The organism is Dactylosporangium sp. NPDC050588 (genome assembly GCF_040654975.1).
Lineage (GTDB): Bacteria > Actinomycetota > Actinomycetes > Mycobacteriales > Micromonosporaceae > Dactylosporangium > Dactylosporangium maewongense.
Genome location: NZ_JBFAJA010000023.1, coordinates 103,053 through 121,310 on the forward strand (window position 1 = coordinate 103,053; position 18,258 = coordinate 121,310).

20 protein-coding genes are annotated in these 18,258 nt (G+C 73.9%); 13 read left to right on the forward strand and 7 right to left on the reverse strand.

The window, feature by feature from the left end; translation table 11 throughout:
• The first annotated feature begins 157 nt into the window (after positions 1 to 157).
• Entirely contained in the window at positions 158 to 1,480 is a 1,323-nt protein-coding gene (locus AB0I21_RS18100) for a zinc metallopeptidase (protein WP_360562394.1), read from the forward strand.
• Positions 1,481 to 1,702: 222 nt separating this feature from the next.
• Here the strand turns inward: AB0I21_RS18100 and AB0I21_RS18105 are convergent, their stop codons facing one another.
• Positions 1,703 to 2,557 carry an alpha/beta fold hydrolase gene (locus AB0I21_RS18105; protein ID WP_360562396.1) on the reverse strand — a complete coding sequence of 285 codons (855 nt, stop codon included), beginning with the start codon at positions 2,555 to 2,557 and terminating at the stop codon, positions 1,703 to 1,705.
• Between the two features lie 54 nt (positions 2,558 to 2,611).
• Between AB0I21_RS18105 and AB0I21_RS18110 the strand changes: the two genes are divergently transcribed.
• Together AB0I21_RS18110 and AB0I21_RS18115 are read left to right on the forward strand one after the other, a co-directional pair.
• Positions 2,612 to 3,229, forward strand: coding sequence for a TetR/AcrR family transcriptional regulator (locus AB0I21_RS18110; RefSeq protein ID WP_360562398.1), 618 nt, complete (start codon positions 2,612 to 2,614; stop codon positions 3,227 to 3,229).
• Entirely contained in the window at positions 3,226 to 4,677 is a 1,452-nt protein-coding gene (locus AB0I21_RS18115) for an NAD(P)/FAD-dependent oxidoreductase (protein WP_360562400.1), read from the forward strand. Before AB0I21_RS18110 ends, AB0I21_RS18115 begins: the two co-directional genes overlap by 4 nt.
• Here AB0I21_RS18115 and AB0I21_RS18120 read toward each other — a convergent pair.
• Positions 4,647 to 5,294 carry an acetoacetate decarboxylase family protein gene (locus AB0I21_RS18120; RefSeq protein WP_360562402.1) on the reverse strand — a complete coding sequence of 216 codons (648 nt, stop codon included), beginning with the start codon at positions 5,292 to 5,294 and terminating at the stop codon, positions 4,647 to 4,649. The two genes, AB0I21_RS18115 and AB0I21_RS18120, sit on opposite strands and share 31 nt — an antisense overlap.
• Positions 5,295 to 5,416: 122 nt before the next feature.
• Here AB0I21_RS18120 and AB0I21_RS18125 point away from each other — a divergent pair, with 122 nt between their 5' ends.
• The 3 genes from AB0I21_RS18125 (at position 5,417) to AB0I21_RS18135 (ending at position 7,928) form a co-directional block, all read left to right on the forward strand.
• Positions 5,417 to 6,394, forward strand: coding sequence for an alpha/beta hydrolase (locus tag AB0I21_RS18125; protein WP_360562403.1), 978 nt, complete (start codon positions 5,417 to 5,419; stop codon positions 6,392 to 6,394).
• Between the two features lie 115 nt (positions 6,395 to 6,509).
• Complete coding sequence (locus AB0I21_RS18130) at positions 6,510 to 7,448, forward strand: hypothetical protein (RefSeq protein WP_360562404.1); 939 nt, start codon at positions 6,510 to 6,512, stop codon at positions 7,446 to 7,448.
• A gap of 168 nt (positions 7,449 to 7,616) precedes the next feature.
• Positions 7,617 to 7,928 (forward strand): STAS domain-containing protein, encoded by a 312-nt coding sequence (locus AB0I21_RS18135; RefSeq protein ID WP_360562406.1) that lies wholly within the window; start codon positions 7,617 to 7,619, stop codon positions 7,926 to 7,928.
• On the opposite strand, the gene AB0I21_RS18140 is transcribed toward AB0I21_RS18135, so the two are convergent.
• Positions 7,900 to 9,150 carry an acyltransferase gene (locus tag AB0I21_RS18140; RefSeq protein ID WP_360562407.1) on the reverse strand — a complete coding sequence of 417 codons (1,251 nt, stop codon included), beginning with the start codon at positions 9,148 to 9,150 and terminating at the stop codon, positions 7,900 to 7,902. The genes AB0I21_RS18135 and AB0I21_RS18140 overlap by 29 nt on opposite strands.
• 228 nt (positions 9,151 to 9,378) lie before the next feature.
• Here AB0I21_RS18140 and AB0I21_RS18145 point away from each other — a divergent pair, with 228 nt between their 5' ends.
• A complete protein-coding gene (locus AB0I21_RS18145) occupies positions 9,379 to 10,266 on the forward strand; it encodes a cobalamin-binding protein (RefSeq protein WP_360562409.1) in 888 nt (295 codons plus the stop codon).
• Positions 10,267 to 10,335: 69 nt separating this feature from the next.
• On the opposite strand, the gene AB0I21_RS18150 is transcribed toward AB0I21_RS18145, so the two are convergent.
• The gene (locus tag AB0I21_RS18150) at positions 10,336 to 10,539 is read right to left on the reverse strand and encodes a cold-shock protein (RefSeq protein ID WP_360562411.1); all 204 of its coding nucleotides are present in this window, start codon (positions 10,537 to 10,539) and stop codon (positions 10,336 to 10,338) included.
• 203 nt (positions 10,540 to 10,742) lie between these two features.
• Between AB0I21_RS18150 and AB0I21_RS18155 the strand changes: the two genes are divergently transcribed.
• Entirely contained in the window at positions 10,743 to 11,327 is a 585-nt protein-coding gene (locus tag AB0I21_RS18155; RefSeq protein WP_360562413.1) for a hypothetical protein, read from the forward strand.
• 24 nt (positions 11,328 to 11,351) lie between these two features.
• Positions 11,352 to 12,344 carry an ADP-ribosylglycohydrolase family protein gene (locus AB0I21_RS18160; RefSeq protein WP_360562415.1) on the forward strand — a complete coding sequence of 331 codons (993 nt, stop codon included), beginning with the start codon at positions 11,352 to 11,354 and terminating at the stop codon, positions 12,342 to 12,344.
• A gap of 14 nt (positions 12,345 to 12,358) precedes the next feature.
• Here AB0I21_RS18160 and AB0I21_RS18165 read toward each other — a convergent pair whose 3' ends face one another.
• The gene (locus AB0I21_RS18165) at positions 12,359 to 13,636 is read right to left on the reverse strand and encodes an alpha-hydroxy-acid oxidizing protein (RefSeq protein WP_360562416.1); all 1,278 of its coding nucleotides are present in this window, start codon (positions 13,634 to 13,636) and stop codon (positions 12,359 to 12,361) included.
• 53 nt (positions 13,637 to 13,689) lie between these two features.
• Between AB0I21_RS18165 and AB0I21_RS18170 the strand changes: the two genes are divergently transcribed.
• Positions 13,690 to 14,160, forward strand: a complete 471-nt coding sequence (locus AB0I21_RS18170; RefSeq protein WP_360562418.1) for an NUDIX domain-containing protein — start codon at positions 13,690 to 13,692, stop codon at positions 14,158 to 14,160.
• A 173-nt stretch (positions 14,161 to 14,333) separates the two neighbouring features.
• Here AB0I21_RS18170 and AB0I21_RS18175 read toward each other — a convergent pair whose 3' ends face one another.
• A complete protein-coding gene (locus AB0I21_RS18175) occupies positions 14,334 to 15,170 on the reverse strand; it encodes an ABC transporter ATP-binding protein (RefSeq protein ID WP_360562420.1) in 837 nt (278 codons plus the stop codon).
• 29 nt (positions 15,171 to 15,199) lie between these two features.
• Between AB0I21_RS18175 and AB0I21_RS18180 the strand changes: the two genes are divergently transcribed.
• Complete coding sequence (locus AB0I21_RS18180; protein ID WP_360562421.1) at positions 15,200 to 15,556, forward strand: siderophore-interacting protein; 357 nt, start codon at positions 15,200 to 15,202, stop codon at positions 15,554 to 15,556.
• A gap of 75 nt (positions 15,557 to 15,631) precedes the next feature.
• Here AB0I21_RS18180 and AB0I21_RS18185 read toward each other — a convergent pair whose 3' ends face one another.
• Positions 15,632 to 16,000, reverse strand: coding sequence for a hypothetical protein (locus AB0I21_RS18185; protein ID WP_360562423.1), 369 nt, complete (start codon positions 15,998 to 16,000; stop codon positions 15,632 to 15,634).
• Positions 16,001 to 16,167: 167 nt separating this feature from the next.
• On the opposite strand from AB0I21_RS18185, the gene AB0I21_RS18190 reads away from it, so the two are divergent.
• Positions 16,168 to 17,421 carry a PQQ-dependent sugar dehydrogenase gene (locus tag AB0I21_RS18190; RefSeq protein WP_360562424.1) on the forward strand — a complete coding sequence of 418 codons (1,254 nt, stop codon included), beginning with the start codon at positions 16,168 to 16,170 and terminating at the stop codon, positions 17,419 to 17,421.
• Between the two features lie 29 nt (positions 17,422 to 17,450).
• Complete coding sequence (locus tag AB0I21_RS18195) at positions 17,451 to 18,116, forward strand: pentapeptide repeat-containing protein (protein WP_360562425.1); 666 nt, start codon at positions 17,451 to 17,453, stop codon at positions 18,114 to 18,116.
• Positions 18,117 to 18,258: the final 142 nt, after the last annotated feature.

Sequence of the window (18,258 nt, forward strand, 5' to 3'; positions counted from 1 at the left end):
AAGCAGCGGCGTGAGCTGGCAGGAGCGCAGCGGAAGCAGCGGCGTGAGCTGGCAGGAGCGCAGCGGAAGCAGCGGCGTGAGCGGGCAGGGAGCGCAGCGGATGGCTGCGGACCGGGATCGCAGTGCCTGGCTCAGGCCGACGCCGAAGCGCAGCGGCATGAGCCGTCTCGTTCGCGTCATGGCCGCGGCGGTCGCCCTCGTGGTCGGCGCCGGCTGCGCCATCGGCACCGGCGGCGACCAGGAGCAGCGCGGCGCCCCGCTCGGCGGTGTCCTGGGCCGCGCGCCCGACGCCACCCGCGCCGACCAGACCGCGCGCGACGCCATCGCCGACGTCGAGCGGTTCTGGTCCGCCACCTACCCGCGCCTGTCCGGCGGCGTGCCCTTCCGCCCCGTGACCGGCGGCTACCACCCGTACACCCGGCAGGACCCGCCACCGCCGTGCGGGCCCGAACGGTGGCAGTACCAGCCGAACGCCTTCTACTGCTCGGCCGGCGACTTCATCGCCTGGGACGCCGAGACCCTCGTCCCGCAGCTCGACGCCGACTTCGGCCGCCTGCTCGTCGCGGTCGTCTTCGCCCACGAGTACGGCCACGCCGTGCAGACCCGCCTCCAGCAGGGTGGCCAGCCGACGATCGTGCTGGAGCAGCAGGCCGACTGCTACGCCGGCAGCTGGATCGCCGACATCGCCGCCGGGCACTCCTCGAAGTTCGCCGCCGCCACCCCCGCGGAGCTCGACAGCACCGTCGCCGGCATGCTCACGCTCCGCGACGAGCCAGGCGTCCCGGCCCAGGCCGAGCAGGCGCACGGCAACGCCTTCGACCGGGTCCGGGCCCTGCAGGAGGGCGTCGAGCAGGGCGCCGGCCGGTGCGCCGCGTACAACGCCCGCAACCTGCCGGTGACCGAGGTCCCCTTCAGCTCCGAGGAGGAGGCCGCGTCCGGCGGCGACCTGCCCTACGGGCAGGCGGTGTCCGAGCTGTCCGCCGACGCCTCCGCGTACTGGAGCCGCGCCTACCCCCGGCTCACCGGCAAGCCGTGGAAGCAGGTCGAGGTGGTCCCGTTCGACCCCGCCGACCCGCCCGACTGCCCCGGCCAGGACCCGTCGCCGGCCTTCGCCTGCACGAGCCGGGACTTCATCGCCTTCGACGACAAGCAGCTGGGCCCGCAGCTGTACGAGCACATCGGCGACAACGCGATCGGCATGCTCCTGGCCGACCTGTTCGCCCGCGTCGCCCAGGAACGCCGCGGCGCGCCGGCCACCGGTCGCGAGGGCCAGCTGACGGTCGACTGCCTGGCCGGCTCCTGGACCAACGACCTGCTCAACCGCACCGAGGGCCTCCGCCTCTCCCCGGGCGACCTGGACGAGGCCGTCGCCGCCCTGCTGGCCTTCGGCCGCGCGGGCTCCAGCAACGACGCCACCGCCTTCGACCGCATCGCCGCCTTCCGCGACGGCACCCTCGGCGGCCTGCCCAGGTGCGTCTAGGTCCTGTGCCGCCGGCCCGGCCGCGTCGCTTCCGGCCGGCTCGGGAGGAGCGGGGCTTGTCGGCGGTCACCGGGTCCGGGCGTCGTGCGGGGTCGTCAAGGCCGACCAGGACGTGAACCGCAAGGCCAGCGGGTCATCGGCCAATGGCTCCGGGCGTTACGGAGCACGCACTGGAAGACGAATCCCCGCGCTTCGCAGGCGTCACGTCGCCTGCGAATCGGGTCAGGTGGTGGCGGCGGTGGTCCGGATCAGGGTGGCGCAGGTGTCCGGGGCGTCGGAGAACGGGAGGTGGCCGCAGCCCTTGAGGCTGACGTGGCGGGCGTGTGGCAGCACGGCGGCGGCGCGGCGGGACTGGAAGGCGGGGAGGATCGCGTCGCGGGTGCCCCAGGCGACGGTGACCGGGATGGTGTCAAGGGCGCCGGGGCCGGGGAAGCGGTGGCCGGCGAACGCGGACCTGGCGGCGGTGAAGGCGGGGGCCGCCACCAGGGCGTCGACGTCGGCGAGGCACACCGCGGGGTCGAGGCGGGCCGGGTGGCCGAAGAACAGGCCGAACACGGCGATCCTGCCCGCGGCCGTCGACGCGAGGGCGGGCAGCGCGGGGCGGGTGAGGCGGCCGAAGACCCGGGCGCCGGTGACCGAGGCCTGGCACCAGCGGCGGGAGAGCGGGCCCCAGAAGCCGATCGGGGCGAACGCGGTCACCGACCTGGCCACGCCGCGCCGGCCCAGCTCGAGCGCGATCCCACCGCCGAGCGAGCTGCCCGCCACGTGGAACGACGCCGCACCCGGGAACGCGGCGGCGGCGAAGCTGGTCACCGCGTCGGCGAACGAGGCAACGTCGGCGCCGGCGCCCGTGCGGGAGACGCCGAAGGAAACGCCCGCGGTTGGTGGGGAGGCGCCGAAGGAAACGCCCGCGGTCGGTGGGGAGGCGCCGAAGCCCGGCAGGTCCAGCGCCAGCACGTCGAAGTGGGGGCGGAGGGCGGGCAGGACGGGCTCCCACAGCTGCCAGCGGCTGCCGATGCCGTGGAGCAGGACCAGGGGCTCGCCGGTGCCGGACCGGTGGTGCGACAGCGTGGTCACGGGGGTCACCGTACGTTGTTGACAGCCAGCCAACAACAGGGCACGGTGGCTGCCATGCGGATGAGCGGGGAGACCGTCGAGCGGGGGCGGAGGCTGGAGCCTGACGTCCGGCGGGAGCAGATCCTCGCCGTCGCGGTGCGGCTGTTCGGGGAGCGGGCCTACGCGGACGTGTCCACCACGGACATCGCCGAGGCGGCCGGGGTCGCCCGCGGGCTGATCAACCACTACTTCGGCACGAAGAAGGGCCTGTTCGTCGAGGCGGTCCGGGTGCTCGTGACGATCCCCGCGGTCGCCGTGGAGCAGCTGCCGGAGGGCGACCTGGCGACCCGGGTCGACGCCAGCGTCACCTGGTTCCTCGACGTGGTGTCCCGGCACAGCCGGTCGTGGCTCGCGGCCGTCGACGGCGGTGGGGTCGGGCGGGACCCGGACATCGAGCGGGTGCTCCGCGAGGCCGACGACATCGCCGCCGACAGCATCCTGGTGGCGGTCGGGCTCGACGGCCAGGCCGAGCACCGCGACGAGCTGCGGGCGATGGTCCGGGCCTACTGCGGGCTGGCGAAGGCGACCGCCCGCGAGTGGCTGGAGCGCGGCGTGCTCAGCCGGGACCAGGTGCATGTGCTGCTGTCGACCAGCCTCATCACGCTCGTGGAGCAGGTGTTCAGGAAGCTATGACGCGGATTCTGGTCGTCGGCGCCGGGTTCGGCGGGATCGCGGCCGCGCACCTGTTGCGCCGGGCCGGTTTCCGCGATCTGACCATTGTGGACAAGGCGGATGGCGTCGGCGGGGTCTGGCGCGACAACACGTATCCGGGCTGCGCGTGCGACATCCCGGCGCCGCTGTACTCGTACTCGTTCGCGCCGAACCCCGACTGGTCGCAGCGCTTCCCGCCACAGCCGGAGATCCTCGGCTATCTCCGGCGGTGCGTCCGGGACTTCGGCCTGGAGCCGCACCTGCGGCTCGGCACCGAGGTCGTGGCCGCCGCCTGGACCGGCGGGCGGTGGCGGGTGTCCTATCAGGACGGTTCCGGCGACGAGTTCGACGTCCTCATCCCGGCGATGGGGCAGCTGTCGCGGCCGGTGATCCCGGTGCTGCCGGGCGCGGAGGAGTTCGCCGGCCCGGCGATGCACACGGCGCGCTGGGATCCGGGCGTCGACGTGACCGGCAGGCGGGTCGGCGTCATCGGCACGGGGGCCAGCGCGATCCAGCTGGTGCCGGCGATCGCGCCGCACGCCGCGCGGGTCACCGTCTTCCAGCGCACGGCGCCGTGGACGCTGCCGAAGCCGAACCGGCGGTACGGGAGCTGGCGGCGGGCCCTCAACCGCAGGGTCCCGGCGGTGATGCGGGCCGCGCGGGCCGGCACGTGGCTGCTCACCGTCGTGACGGGCAAGGCGGTGACCGGCAACCGGCCGGCGCGCCTCGCGGTCTGGACACTGTCCAGCGCGCAGCGCGTGCTGCAGGCGCGCGGCATCCGGCAGCGGGTCACACCGGACTACGCGATGGGGTGCAAGCGGGTGCTGTTCACCGGCGACTGGTTCCGGACGCTGCGCCGCCCCGACGTCGACCTGGTGACCGCCGACATCGAGCGGCTGACCGCCGGGGGCGTCCGCACGGAGGACGGCGCCGTGCACGAGTGCGACGTCCTGGTGTACGGCACCGGCTTCGCGGCCACCGAGTTCCTCGCACCGGTGCGGATCACCGGGCGGGACGGGCGCGACCTGCGGGAGGAGTGGCGCGGCGGCGCCTACGCGCACCTCGGCATCGCGGTGCCGGGCTTCCCGAACATGTTCCTGATGTACGGGCCGAACACCAACACCGGCAACACGTCGGTGGTGTACTTCCACGAGGCGCAGGCCCGCTACATCGTGCAGGCGGTGCGGATGCTGGCGGGCCGGGGTCCGGTGGAGGTGCGGGCGGAGGTCGCGGGCGCGTTCGACGCCGAGATGCAGCGCCGGCTCGGCGACAGCGTCTGGGTGGGCTGCGACAGCTGGTACCGCACCGGCGGAGGGCGCGTCGTCACCAACTGGCCGGGGATGGCGGCCGAATACGCGGCGCGCACGGCCCACCTGAGCGAAGCGGACTACACAGCGAACTACCCAGAGGACTCCACAGCGGCGCGCTGAGGCGCGCCGAACCGCATCCGGAAGTCGCCGGCGACGAACGACAGCAGCGGCCGGCGGCCGGCGAGGAACCGCAGCGGGCCCTCGGGAGCGATCGTCCACGCGACCCGGGCGGGGCCGTAGCGCGCGGTCGAGCGCACCGGCGTCGTCTCGGCGCGCCCTGCGAGGGCCTGCACGACCCGGAACCCGGCCGGCAGCCGCGGCGGCAGCCCGTCCCCGCGCGGCAGCGCGGCTGACGCGATCGGACCGTCCACTGTGGACACGGTGGCGGGGCCGGACGCCGCGGGGATCGTCAGGTCGGCGAGGTCCTTCGGGATGCCCCAGAGCTCCCGGCCGCCGTCCCGGGACGCGACGCTGTCCACCCAGATGTGCGTGATGGTGACGCGCGGCCGCCAGCCGGCCCGGGTCAGCACGGCCGAGAGCAGCTCCCGGTAGGCCATGTCGCCGCCGGGCCGGTAGTCGACCCACGCGGTGCCGACGAACGCCCGCCTCCCGACGCGCAGCACCCGGACGGCGCCGTCCAGCGCAGGCGGCAGCGCGGGCACGTCCGCCACCGGCACGGCCCACACGGACACGTGCATCCGGCCGTGCAGAGACCACGGCGAAGGTGGATACGACATCGACGGGCTTCCCTCCACGACGGCACTCTACGCCTCTTGACAGCCTGCCAACAAGCGGAGCTTAATCGATCCTCAGGAAACAGCGTTTCGTCCAGCGATACACGTCAGGAGGTAAGCGCTCGATGTTCTCCAAACGGCTGACCGCCCTGTCCGCCCTGCTCATCGCCGCCACGGTGAGCCTGACCGCACCGGCGCGGGCGGCGACAGCTGCCGGCGCATGGACCCAGGTCAGCAACACCGTCGACGTCTCGTGCGCCGGGCTGACCTACCGGCCGTCGGCGGACTGGTTCCTGCCCGCCGGCACCGCCAAGGGCCTGGTCTACCTGCAGCACGGCTTCTCCCGCTCCAACGGCAACCTGGCCGACCTCGCCGAGCACTACGCCGCGGCCGGGTTCGTGGTCTTCGCGCCGACGCTGCCGTCCGCCGACATCTTCGGCTGCACGGTCAGCAACCTTGGCAACAACGCCCCGTTCCTGAACAACGTCGCGACCTGGCTCGGGCAGGCGAACAGTGCAAGCGGCGCGCTCGCCCGCAGCTACGCCGACGCGCTGGGCAAGGCGGGCCGCCCGGCGGGCACCCTGCCGACCTCGTACGTGATCGCGGGCCACTCGGCCGGCGGTGAGGTCGCCGCGTACGTCGCGAACCGGCTGCGCACCACGTTCCCGTCGCAGTTCGCCCGGGTGCGCCTCGTCCAGCTGCTCGACCCGGTGAAGTCGTTCATCGGCTCCAACACGGCCACCGGCCTGAAGGGCCTCAACCTGACCGGCACGCCGGTCCTCGCGATCTCGTCCCCGCCGTACCTCGCCAACTCCAACGCGAACGGGACGGTCGAGCTGACCAACGACGTGCACCGGCCGTTCCTCGGCGTCCGTCTCACCACCGGCTCCCACTGCGACGCGGAGGGCGCGAGCACCGACGGGCTGTGCACCGTGCCCAACGGCGCCTCCCAGTCGGGCAACGTCACGGCGCTGCAGACCTTCGCGGTCGCCTGGGCCGGCGACGCCGTCGCGGGCACGACGACCGCCACGTACTACCCCGGCGGCGCGTACTACCAGTCGCTGCTGACGGGCGGCGTGACCCAGACGCTCAGCGGCGCCTGACCTTCACGGACACAAGGGCCCGCCGTCAAGGCATTGACGGCGGGCCCCACTGTTCCCGTACGCTGGCGCGTGTCGTAAAGGAAACTGTGTTTCACTAGAGGAAACAGAGGTCCGAATGGCTCAACGCTTCAGCCGCCGCGGCGTGCTGCTCGCAGCCGGTGGCACCGCCCTTGCCGGCGCTGCCGGCGCCCTGATCGGCCCGTCCCGGGCGGACGCCGCGTATTCGAACGTCGGCACCTACGGCACCACGGTCAACGGCGACCAGGCCGACGTGTACCACCCCAGCACCTCCTCACCGCACCAGCCGTGGCCGGTCGTCCTGCTGCTGCAGGGCGCGAACGTGGCCCGGTCCTCCTACGCCGGGTTCGCGCGGAAGGTCGCCTCCTACGGCTTCGTGGTCGTCGTCCCCGACCACACCCGGGTCATCTTCGGCGTCCCCGGCCTGTACGCCGACGGCGCCGAGGCGACCTGGACCGTCGCCTGGGCCGCCGCCGAGAACGCCCGCGCCGGCTCGCCGCTCAAGGGTCAGATCGACGCGGGCACGCTGCTGCTCACGGGCCACTCGTTCGGCGGCGCCGCCGGGCTCGGTCTCACCACGGGCCTGTCCACGCCACCGTTCACCGACGTGCCGATCCCGGCGCCGGCGCAACTGCGGGCGGCCGCGTTCTACGGCACCAACAACGCCGCCCCCGGCTCGCCGGTGATCCCGCCGGTCGCCAACACCGTCCCGGTCGCGCTCATCCAGGGCGCCGTGGACGGCATCGGCACCCCCGCCAACGGCCTCGGCACGTACGCGGTCCTGCAGGGCGCGCCGAAGCTGTACGTGAGTGTCGCCGGCGCCAACCACTACGGCATCACCGACGCGCAGAACCCGGCCGGGGCCCGGCCGGACCTGTCGCCGCAGACCCTGAACCAGGCGGCGGGCGTGGAGAACATCGCCCGGTGGGCCGCGCTGTGGCTGCGCGCCCAGCTCGGCGACCCGGTCGGCACCGCCTGGGTCTACGGCATCGGCGACGCCGTCGACGCCGGCGTGGAGACCCAGTTCGTGCGCTGAACACGCCTGCGGGGGCGCCTCACCGCGCCCCCGCAGCTCGCCCGCGCCCCCGCCGCCCCGCAGTCTCGCCCGCGCCCCGCCGCTTCGCTTGCCGGATGGCAACGAACCGTCGCTGAGCAGGGTCGATAGGGTTCACCGATCCGGAGTTGGGACGGTTTCTCGGTGGACATGAGCCTGCACGTGCAAGGCCGCATCGGTGGCGGCGTCGTCATCGTGGTCCGTGGCGATCTCGACTACGGCGCCACGGACCGGTTCAGGCGCTGCGTCGAGCGGACTCTGCAGCCGCCGCCGGGCACGCTGTACCTCGACCTGCGCCTCGTCACGTTCATCGACTCCAGCGGCGTCGGCGCCCTGGTGGCCGCGCACCGGCAGACCGAGCAGACGGGCTCGCGGCTGGTGCTGGAGCACCCGTCGGCGACGCTGCTGCGCACGTTGCGCACCGCCGGGCTGATCAGTCTGTTCGGGCTCCCACCGCAATAGGGACGTCCGCGACGGCGACCGGGCCCGCCGCCTGGACCGGCACCTTCGCGACGGGGCGCATACGGCGCGGCGTCCAGTCCTTGAGCGCGAGCACGCGCCGCTCGACCAGGTGCCACGACAGCGCTGCGGCGCCGAACGCGGCGGCCAGGGACATCGCGATGTAGGGCAGGTACCCCCACCGGTTCCAGCCGAGACCGGCGAAGACCTGCTGGCCGATGAACCCGTAGATGTAGACGCCGTACGAGTAGTCGTTGCGCCGGCCGATCCACCGCAGCCCGGCCGGCAGCCGAACGGACGCCCAGATCAGCGTGTACACCAGGGCCGGGAACCCGATCACGAAGAAGCCGCCGAACAGCAGCGACCCGGCGAGGGCGGCGAGGGCGGCGAACCCGGCGCCGTCGTGGATGACGACCCGGTCGCGGTACAGCTCCATCACCGCGCCGGCGAGGAACAGGAACCCCAGGTACATGAGCCAGTGGAACGACACCTCGCCCAGCAGCGGCAGGTGCACCTGGCCGTAGTGCGGGGTCGGCGGCCCGATCAGCGGGCGGCCCTGGATCTGGTCGGTGACGACGACGCCGTACAGCGCGACGGCGAGGCACACGACCAGCCACCGCCTGCGGTGCAGGACCGCGGTGACGGCGAGCGCCCCGGCCAGCCCGTAGCAGAGCACCTCGTACACCAGCGACCACAACGCACCGTCGAACACGCTGCCGCCGGACTGCCGCCCCCAGGGGGTGGACGCGCCGAGCAGGTCGTGGATGCCGTACTGGCGGACGCCGGCGAACCAGTTGCCGATGACGTACTGCAGCGGCCCCTTCGGCCCGGACCAGAACCCTTTGAGCGTCCCCCATTCATGCAACGCGACGAGCGGCGCGACCACGAACGCCGTCACGAGTAGGCACACCCACAGCGCCGGCAGGATGCGCAGCATCCGGTGCCACACGAACCGGCCGATCGTCGTGCGCGCCGCGCTGCGCGTGATGAGCAGCCCCGACAGCACGAAGAAGCCGAACACCGCGAGGGTGCCGGTGTTGGTCTGTCCAAGGAACAGCGACTCGCCGAGGTCCTCCCAGCCGAAGCCGAGCGACGTGCCGTGCGTGAACACGACGACGATCGCCAGGCCCAGCCGGATCGCGCCGATCCCGTTGTCCCGTCCCGCATACAACTGCTCGAGCGTCGCGGGCCTGCGCCCGTGCCGCGGCCGAACTCGCGTCAACACATACCTCTCCCTCGCGCAGGCGCGACGGGTCGGGACGCGGGCCGGGCGGACCAGCGTCAGACCTCGAGACAATCGCGGATTTCACGGGGGGAGTGGACGCGGGCTCCGCGTCCTCGACGAGGCTATCCCACCGATCTCGGGACGCCGTGTGAATGCGGGGCGGCAGCACGGTGAAGTGTCGACGGGTGAATCCCGGCGTCCGTTCACTCACCCGTTAGGCTGGCCGGCGTGCGCCTGGTGTCGTTGCTGCCGTCCGCGACGGAGATCGTCTACGCGCTGGGGCTCGGCGACGACCTGGTCGGCGTGACGTTCGAGTGCGACGAGCCGCCGGCCGCGCGGACCGGCAAGACAGTGGTCGTCGGCGGGCGCGACACCCGCGGGATGGCGCCGGCGGAGATCGACGCGTATGTGCGGGAGCGGTTCGCCGCGGGCGAGGACCTCTACACGCTGCACGCCGGCGCCCTGGCCGCGCTCGACCCGGAGCTGATCCTGACGCAGGACCTGTGCCGGGTGTGCGCGCTGCCGTCGGGGCACGTGTCCGACGCCCTGGAGCACCTCGGCTGCCGCGCCGACGTGCTGTCGCTGGACCCGCACTCGCTGACGGAGGTGCTCGGCACGATCGAGGCGGTCGGCGCCCGCGCCGGGGTGCCGGACCGGGCGGACCGGCTGGTCGCGGACCTGCGGGCGCGGCTGGACGCGGTCGCCGCGGCGGTCGCCGGACGTCCCCGGCCGCGGGTGCTGGTCGTGGAGTGGGTCGACCCGCCGTTCACCGCCGGCCACTGGGTGCCGGACCTGGTCACCGCCGCCGGTGGGGAGCCGGTCGCGGCGCATCCCGGCGCGCGGTCACAGGCGACGACCTGGGACGCGCTGACCGCGGTGGGGCCGGACGTGGTCGTGGTGTCGCCGTGCGGGTTCCATCTCGACGGCGCCGCCGAACAGGCCCGGCTCGTCGCGCCGCGCTTTCCGGACGCCGCGGTGTGGGCGATCGACGCCGACGGCATCGTGGTGCGGCCCGGCCCGCGGCTCGTCGACGGGGTGGAGGCGCTCGCCGCGCTGCTGCACCCGGACGCCTGCCCTCAGCAATGGCGACGGGCCCGCGCCACGCCCATCGTGTGAGCGTCGCACGGGCCCGTCATGCAAGCGGTCACCGGCAGGTGCGCGGCTTCCGAAGCAGGATCGAGAAGGTCAGAGACCGCGAACGTTGTCCGCCTGCGGGCCCTTCTGGCCCTGGGTCACGTCGTATTCGACCTTCTGGCCCTCGGTGAGCTCGCGGTAGCCGCTGCTCGCGATGGCCGAGTAGTGCACGAAGACGTCCGCGCCGCCGTCGTCCTGCTGGATGAAGCCGAAGCCCTTTTCGGAGTTGAACCACTTCACGGTACCGCTAGCCACACGTTCCTCCTGAAACAGACGAGTCCTACCGGCCATCGTTGCCGGCAGTGAAGACCTCGCCGGGACCTACGGTACTGCCAGTTCCCCCGCAGGGACAGCCGGGCAACCACGCTGGTCACCCGAATCCCCTGGTGGTATGAGCCACAAAACGGGCTATTCGCCGCATTTCTGGGTCACCTGGTAGCCCATTAGGGTGAACTTCTATGAGCGCGATCACCCATTTGGACCTCACAGGCTTCCAGCAAATGGACCAGTACGCCTGGCAGCACGAGCAGGGTCCGGTGATGACGCTGCACTTCTTCAACCTGCGCCCCGACCTGCCGGCCCCGCTGCACGACCCGGCCGCGCTGTTCGCCGGCACGGCCCGTCGGACCGCGGCGGCCGGCGGCGGGCTCATCGACGCGGCCGTCGAGCCGGTCGACGGCCTGCCCGCCCTGCGGCAGGTGGTGAAGATCCGCCACCCCCAGGGCCACGGCCTGGTGTTCCTCGGCTCCTACACGATCCCGCGGGCCACCTGCAGCACCGTGCTGAAGGTGCAGGCGACGGAGTCCGGCACGACCGGCGTCCGGGAGGCACTCGTCTTCACGAAGCTCGGCCCCGACGGGATGAACAAGCCGTCGCCGTTCGCCCCGGACGCCACCGGCGGCCTGCCCACCCTCCACGCCGACGACGAGCAGTACGACGCCGAGTTCCCGCACCACCCGCTGACCGCGACCCGGGCGATGCTGCGCCGGCTGCTGCCGAGCATCCGCCTCGACGAACGCTTCAAGGCCCTTCCCCCGTTCTGACGCGTGTTCCGTACGATCCCTCCCATGTCGACCACGGCCTCCGGGTGTCTCTTCGGTCTCGCGTACGGCGACGCCCTCGGCAAACCGACCGAGTTCATGACGGTCGACGCGATCGTCGCGCGCTACGGTCCCGGGGGACCCCGCGACCTGGAGGGCGACCCGGCGCTCGTCACCGACGACACGCAGATGACGCTCGCGGTCGGCTGGGCGCTGCTGGACGCTCCCGCCGCCACCGCCGCCGCGCTGGAGCCGCCGCTGCGGGCCCGCTTCGTGGAGTGGGCGCACAGCCCCGACAACGACCGCGCGCCCGGCATGACGTGCCTGCGGGCGTGCGGCGGGCTCGCCCGCGGCGTGCCGTGGACCGAGGCGACCGTCGCCGGCTCCAAGGGCTGCGGCGCCAACATGCGCGTCGCGCCCGTCGGACTCGTCCCCACCTACGACCTGGACACCCTCGCGGGCGTCGCCCAGCTGCAGGCCGCGATGACCCACGGCCATCCGACGGCCCTCGCCGCCAGCGAGCTCACCGCGCTCGCCGTCCGCCTGCTCCGCGACGGAGCCGCCGTCGCGGAGCTGCCCGCCGCGCTGCGCGACCGGTGCGAGTCGCAGCGGACCACCTACCGGTCGGACTGGCTCGGCACCCTCTGGCAGCAGCCGTCGGTGAGCTCGCCGGAGCAGTTCATCAGCCGCGGCTGGGACGAGTGCCTCGACGTGCTCGACCGCCTCGACGACGCCCTGGCGGGCCCTGACGACGGCGGCGACCCGTGCGCGGCCACCGGGGCGGGCTGGATCGCCGAAGAGGCCCTGGCCACCGGCCTGCTGTGCGCGATCCGCCATGCGGACGACCCGGTGACCGCCCTCGCCCGCGCCGCCACCACCTCCGGCGACTCGGACTCGATCGCCTGCCTCGCCGGCGCCTTCCTGGGCGCGTCGCTGGGCATGACGGCGTGGCCGCTGCCGTGGCTGTCCCGCATCGAATACGCCACCGGCCTCGCCGCCCTCGGCCGGGTCTGGGACTGACCCACCGGCTCCGGCTACCGGATGTGTTCCCGCAGCTGTGCGCGGGTGATGGCGGCGACGTCCGGGACGCCGGTGAGGGCCATCGTCAGGTCCAGCTCGGCGACGACGTTCTCCGCGACCTGCCGTACGCCGTCCGCACCGGCGATCGCGAGACCGTAGATGTGCGGCCGCCCGAGCAGGCACGCGTCGGCGCCGAGGGCGAGCGCGACGAACACGTCCGCGCCGGAGCGGATGCCGCTGTCGAACAGGACGGTCGCGTCGGGGCCGACGGCGTCGCGGACGGTGACCAGCGCGTCGAGGGCGGCGACCGTGTGGTCGACCTGCCGGCCGCCGTGGTTGGACACGATGATGCCGTCGACCCCGGCCGCGACCGCGGTCCTGGCGTCGTCGGGGTGCAGGATGCCCTTGAGCAGGATCGGCAGCTTCGTGCGGCGGCGCAGCGTCTCCACGTGCCGCCAGCTCAGGCCCGGGTTGGAGTAGATGTCGAGGAAGGTCTCGACGGCGGCCCGCGGCTCCCTGGAGCGCAGATTGGCGACCGTGCCGCCGGGGTGGTTGCGCGCCATCGACCACAGCGTCCGCAGCGCGCCGAGCGTGACCTGCGGCTTGGCGGCGGGGGCGGTCATGCGCTCGCGGACGATCTCCATGAAGCGCGGGTCCGAGGTGTACTGGGCGATCCCCAGCCCTCGCGCGAACGGCAGCGAGCCCAGGTTGAGGTCCTGCGGCCGCCAGCCGAGCAACGTGGTGTCGAGCGTGACGACGAGCGCGCGGGCGCCGCAGTCCTCCGCGCGGCCGATCATCGAGTCGACGAGCCGCTCGTCCGTCGACCAGTACAGCTGATGCCAGAACGGGGTGTCGCCCATGCCGGCCGCGGTGCGCTCCATCGGGTCGCAGCCCTGGCTGGAGAAGACGTACGGCACGCCCGCCGCGGCCGCGCCCTCGGCGATGCGGACGTCGCTGCCGGGCGTCACGAGCGCGCCCGCGCCGACCGGGGCGAGCAGCAGCGGCGCGCGCAGCGGCGTGCCGGCCACCGTGGTGGTCAGGTCCCGCGCGGTGGCGCCGTGCAGCATCCGCGGCACGATCCGCCACCGCTCGAACGCGGCCCGGTTGTGCCGCATGGTGGCGCCACCGCCCGCGCCGCCCGCCACGTACGCCCACGCCTTCCGCGACATCGCCCGGCGCGCCCGCCGCTCCAGCTCGTCGGCGTCGGTCGGCACGTCCGGCGCGCGCCCGAGCACGCCGGCACGGTAGATGGCGTTCTGCCTGAGCCGGCCCGGGCCGGTGGTGCTGGTCATGGTCGCCAATCTTCCTCGACGCGCGGCGGCCGGCAAGGGGCTACGGTCGGGGCGTGACGAAGCACCGGCCCGCCGCGCGGGTCATCTGCCTGGACGCCGCCGACCGGGTGCTGCTGCTGCGGTGGCGGGACCCTTCCGACGGCAGGTGGCTGTGGGAGCCGCCCGGCGGTGGCATCGACCCCGGCGAGACCCCGTTCGAGGCGGCGCGGCGGGAGCTGGCCGAGGAGACGGGGCTCGACGCGGGGCTCGTGCGGGAGCGCTGGGTGCCGGTGTCCCGCGACTCGTGGTGGAAGGGCACGCGGTACGTCGGGACCGAGCAGTTCTTCCTCGCCCGGTTCGACGCCGAGCGGCCGCCGCTGGTCCGGACCGGTCTGCTGCCCCACGAGCAGGTGACGCTCGACTCGCACGCGTGGGTGCTCTGGTCGGACCTGGCGTCGCTGCCGGACGAGCTCCAGCCGCCGCAGCTGCTGGAGGTCCTGGCGGCCCTGGCCCCGGACGGCCCGTGGTCGGCGCCCCGGTCGTGACACGGCCCTGACCCGGCCGGCGCCCGGGCGCTGACCGGGTCGCAACCTGAGCGCAATGTGTGGCAGGCATCATGGGTTGCTTCCGGCCGAGAGGGATGTCGTGCTGCTGTCTGTCGCCGCCGCGGTGGTCACCGCGCCGTTCGTGTGGTTCGTCGGGTCCGTCGCCGGGGTCGCTACGGTGACGGCGCTGCGGGAGCTGCGGGTCGAGCGGCAGGTCCGCCGGATCCGGCGGGGGCGCGCGGGATCACCATGGGAGTCCCCGTCTCCGGGTCGGGCATGACGCGGCAGGCCAGGCCGAAGACCGCTGCGACGACCGGCGCCGTCACCACCTGAGCCGGTGACCCCTCGGCGACGACCCGGCCGGCACGCATGGCGACCAGGTGCGTCGCGTAGCGGGCCGAGAGGTGCCGGTCGTGCAGCACCGCGACGAGGGTGCGGCCGCGGTCCCGGTGCAGCCGGGCGCACAGCTCGAGGACCTCGATCTGGTGGGTGACGTCGAGGCACGTGGTCGGCTCGTCGAGCAGCAGCATCGGCGTGTCCTGCGCCAGCGCGGTCGCGATCCACACCCGCTGCCGCTGGCCGCCGGACAGCTCGTCGACCGGGGTCGACGCCAGGGCGGTCGTGCCGGTCGCGTCCATCGCGTCGCGGACCGCGTGCCGGTCGGCGGCGGTCCAGGGGGCGAGGGGGCCCTGGTGCGGGTAGCGCCCGTGGGCCACGAGGTCGGCGACGGTGATGCCGGCCGGGGCGGTCGCCGACTGTGACAGCAGCCCGAGGGTCCGGGCGACCTCGCGGGTCGGCCGGGTGCGGATGTCGTGCCCGTCGAGCAGCACCGCGCCGGTCCTGGGGCGCAGCGTCCTGGCCAGGGCCCGCAGCAGCGTCGACTTGCCGCAGGCGTTGGGCCCGACGATCACCGTGAACGAGTGGTCGGGGACGCGCACCGTCAGCCCCTCGGCGATGGTGCGGGCGTCGTAGCCGAGGGTCACGGCCTCGGCAGCCAGCCGGTCAGGCACGGCAGCCTCCTGCGGTCAGAGCTGTCGACATGTCGCGGGCACCGGGGCCGGGCGCCGGGGCGCCGGCAGCGAGCCGGTCAGGCACGGTCGCCCCTCGGGTCAAGGCTCCCAGGAACGCGGGCGCCGCGGCCGGGCGCCGGGCGTCGACGTTGGGCAGGTCAGGCACGTCGGGGCTGCCGAGCGGCGGCGGCGTCCTGGACGCGGTCCGCGCCGCGGACCTGCCGCCGGGCACCCCGTACGCGTGGGTGGCGGGCGAGTCCGGCGTCGTGCGGTCCGTGCGCCGGCACCTGGTCCACGAGCGCGGCATCGACCGCCGCCGGGTCATGTTCACCGGGTACTGGCGCCGCGGCGCCACCGAGGACGACCTCATCGCCGAGGCCGCCTGAGCGCCCCGGCGGCCCGTTTGCACGCGAACGGTCCCGGCCAGTTGCGGCCGGGACCGTGCGGATCGTTCGGGGCGTCTACTTCAGCGGGTCGGCGCCCGGCGTGCCACCGGGGGTGCCGCGCGGGGCCTTGGGCTTCGCGGCGGCGCCGTTCGAGGCGGTCCGGGCCGACGGCGTCGTGGCGGTGGTGGAGGAGGTGGACGACGCGGCGGACGACATCGCGGGTGAGGTGGCGGACGACATCGCGGGCGACGCCGCGGGTGGCGTGATCGAGGCGGTGGGCGGCGACGAGGCGAGCTTCTTCGCCGTCTCCTGCGCCTGCGCGAAGGTCGGGTTGGCACGCAGCTGCCGGGCGCCCTCGACGATCTGCTCGTACTTGCCGCGGCCGGCACGGGTGCCCAGCACGTAACCGGTGGCGAGCCCGGCGGCCAATGTCAGCAGTCTCATCTGGTCTCCCTCAACGGTACGGGTGCTCGACTCCCCGGCCTTGTGCCCGCCCCGGCACGAGGTCAAACGCCCCGTGACGTTCCCCCGCCGTGGGTGACGCCGGAGAAGGCACGGATTCGTGATCGTGCAGGGAGACGATGTTCGGCTGCGCGAGCGGAGGCCGGTCCATGGGTACACCCGTCCGCGCGGGCGCCGTCGCGCTCTGCCTGCTGCTGGGCGTCGCCAGCGGCTGCACGTCCGACGCCCCGGCGAAGCCACCGCCCAAGAACGCGGCGCCGGGCGTCACCGACCCGACCGACTTCGGTCACGGCCCGATCGACCCGTCGGCGAGCGGCGACGCCAAGGTCGCCGTCACCACGATCGCGCGGCACCTCGACGTCCCGTGGGGCCTGACGTTCCTGCCCGACGGCAGCGCCCTCGTCACCGAGCGGCGGACGCTGCGGATCCTGCGGATCGGCCCGGGCCGGGCGGCCGACGGCTCGCTGACCGTCACGCCGGTGACGAAGATCAGCGAGGCGGTGTCGGACAACGAGGGCGGGCTGCTCGGGATCGCCGCGTCGCCGCGGTTCGCCGTCGACCAGACGGTCTACATCTACTACACCACCGCCGTCGACAACCGGGTCGCCAGGCTGAAGTTCGGCGAGCGGCCGAAGCCGATCGTCACCGGCATCCCGCGCGGCGGCATCCACAACGGCGGCCGGCTCGAGTTCGGCCCCGACGGGTACCTGTACGCGACCACCGGGGAGGCGTCGAGGACCGAGGCGGCGCAGCAGCTCGACAACCTCGGCGGGAAGATCCTGCGGATGACGACCGACGGCAAGCCACCGCCCGGCAACCCGTTCCGCGGCTCGCTCGTCTGGTCCTACGGCCACCGCAACCCGGAGGGCCTGGACTGGGCCGCCGACGGCACGATGTACGAGACCGAGATCGGCGAGGCCGTCTGGGACGAGCTGAACATCATCGTGCCCGGCGGCAACTACGGCTGGCCGAAAGTGGAGGGCATCGGCACCGACCCGAAGTACATCAACCCGGTCGTGACGTGGCACCCGGAGGTCGGGGTCAGCGCCGACGTGGCCGTGGTCGGCGGCACCGCCGTCGTCACCTGCCTGCGGGGGCAGCGCGTGTACCTCGTCGGCCTCGACCGCACCCTGCAGAAGGAGGCCGGCAGCCGGCCGACCGAGGGCGGCGGGCCTGACGCGCCGAGCATCCGGTGGCGGCCCAGCGGCGGGGTGCCGAACAAGCCGGTGGAGGCCCTCGCCACGACGTACGGACGCCTGCGCACCTCCGTCAGGGCGCCCGACGGCAGCGTCTGGATGACCACGTCCAACCGCGACGGCCGCCTCGACCGCGGACCCTCCACCGACGACGACCGCATCCTCCGCCTGACCCTGCACCCCCTCGTCTCGCCGGGCCCACGGTGAACGTCGGTGGCCTGGCGAAGCTGCGACACGTGGTGCGGCACCGGCCGCGACGCGTCGCGGCAGGCTTCCTGCTCTGCGCCGTCCTGCTCAGCGTGCTGCTGGTCGTGCAGACGCGGAACACCGAGACCCATGGACGGCGGTGCGCGGCGGCCGGCGCGGTCTCGATGCCACGACGCGCGGTCAACGACGCCGAACTGTCCCAGCGGCAGCTGCGCTGCGCCGACCTCGAGCGGTCCACTGTGGACGGGTTCGTCCGCGAGGCGAACCTCAGCGGCAGCAACCTGCACGAGGCGAACCTGCGGACGGTGTCGATGGAGAACGTCGACCTGACCGGCGCGGACCTCACCGGCGCCGACGTCCGCGACGCCACTCTCACCGGCGTCGAGCTGGGCCGCGCCGACCTGCGCCGCACCACCTGGAACGGCAGCACGTTCGCCGACACCGGCCTGCGCGGCGCCGTGCTGCGCGACGCGCACCTGCGGCAGACCGAGTTCCGCCGGTCCGACTTCGGCGGCGCGGACGTCCGGGGCGCGGACCTGTCCGGCGCCCTCCTGGCCGACACGGACCTGCGCGGCGCCCGCCTCGACGACGCCGACCTCGACGACGTCACGTGGGTGAACGTGGTCTGCCCCGACGGCACGAAGTCCGGCGGCGACCGGCGCGAGTCCTGCGCCGGCCACCTCACCCCGAAGTGACGAGAGGCCGTCAGGCCGTCGGGGCGTGCGCGTCGACCTGCCAGCACGCGGCGGTGAAGCGGACCTCGCGGCCGGCCCGCTCCCGCGCCGCCGCGACCATCGGCCCGGCGATGTCGACGCCGACGCAGCGGCCGCTCCGGGC

Excerpts from the sequence above, each read along its gene's own strand:
- AB0I21_RS18100 (WP_360562394.1), top strand. The coding sequence starts at position 158 with ATGAGCCGTCTCGTTCGCGTCATGGCCGCGGCGGTCGCCCTCGTGGTC.
- AB0I21_RS18110 (WP_360562398.1), top strand. The coding sequence starts at position 2,612 with ATGCGGATGAGCGGGGAGACCGTCGAGCGGGGGCGGAGGCTGGAGCCT.
- AB0I21_RS18115 (WP_360562400.1), top strand. The coding sequence starts at position 3,226 with ATGACGCGGATTCTGGTCGTCGGCGCCGGGTTCGGCGGGATCGCGGCC.
- AB0I21_RS18120 (WP_360562402.1), bottom strand. The coding sequence starts at position 5,294 with ATGTCGTATCCACCTTCGCCGTGGTCTCTGCACGGCCGGATGCACGTG.
- AB0I21_RS18125 (WP_360562403.1), top strand. The coding sequence starts at position 5,417 with ATGTTCTCCAAACGGCTGACCGCCCTGTCCGCCCTGCTCATCGCCGCC.
- AB0I21_RS18130 (WP_360562404.1), top strand. The coding sequence starts at position 6,510 with ATGGCTCAACGCTTCAGCCGCCGCGGCGTGCTGCTCGCAGCCGGTGGC.
- AB0I21_RS18135 (WP_360562406.1), top strand. The coding sequence starts at position 7,617 with ATGAGCCTGCACGTGCAAGGCCGCATCGGTGGCGGCGTCGTCATCGTG.
- AB0I21_RS18155 (WP_360562413.1), top strand. The coding sequence starts at position 10,743 with ATGAGCGCGATCACCCATTTGGACCTCACAGGCTTCCAGCAAATGGAC.
- AB0I21_RS18160 (WP_360562415.1), top strand. The coding sequence starts at position 11,352 with ATGTCGACCACGGCCTCCGGGTGTCTCTTCGGTCTCGCGTACGGCGAC.
- AB0I21_RS18165 (WP_360562416.1), bottom strand. The coding sequence starts at position 13,636 with ATGACCAGCACCACCGGCCCGGGCCGGCTCAGGCAGAACGCCATCTAC.
- AB0I21_RS18180 (WP_360562421.1), top strand. The coding sequence starts at position 15,200 with ATGTCGCGGGCACCGGGGCCGGGCGCCGGGGCGCCGGCAGCGAGCCGG.
- AB0I21_RS18185 (WP_360562423.1), bottom strand. The coding sequence starts at position 16,000 with ATGAGACTGCTGACATTGGCCGCCGGGCTCGCCACCGGTTACGTGCTG.
- AB0I21_RS18190 (WP_360562424.1), top strand. The coding sequence starts at position 16,168 with ATGGGTACACCCGTCCGCGCGGGCGCCGTCGCGCTCTGCCTGCTGCTG.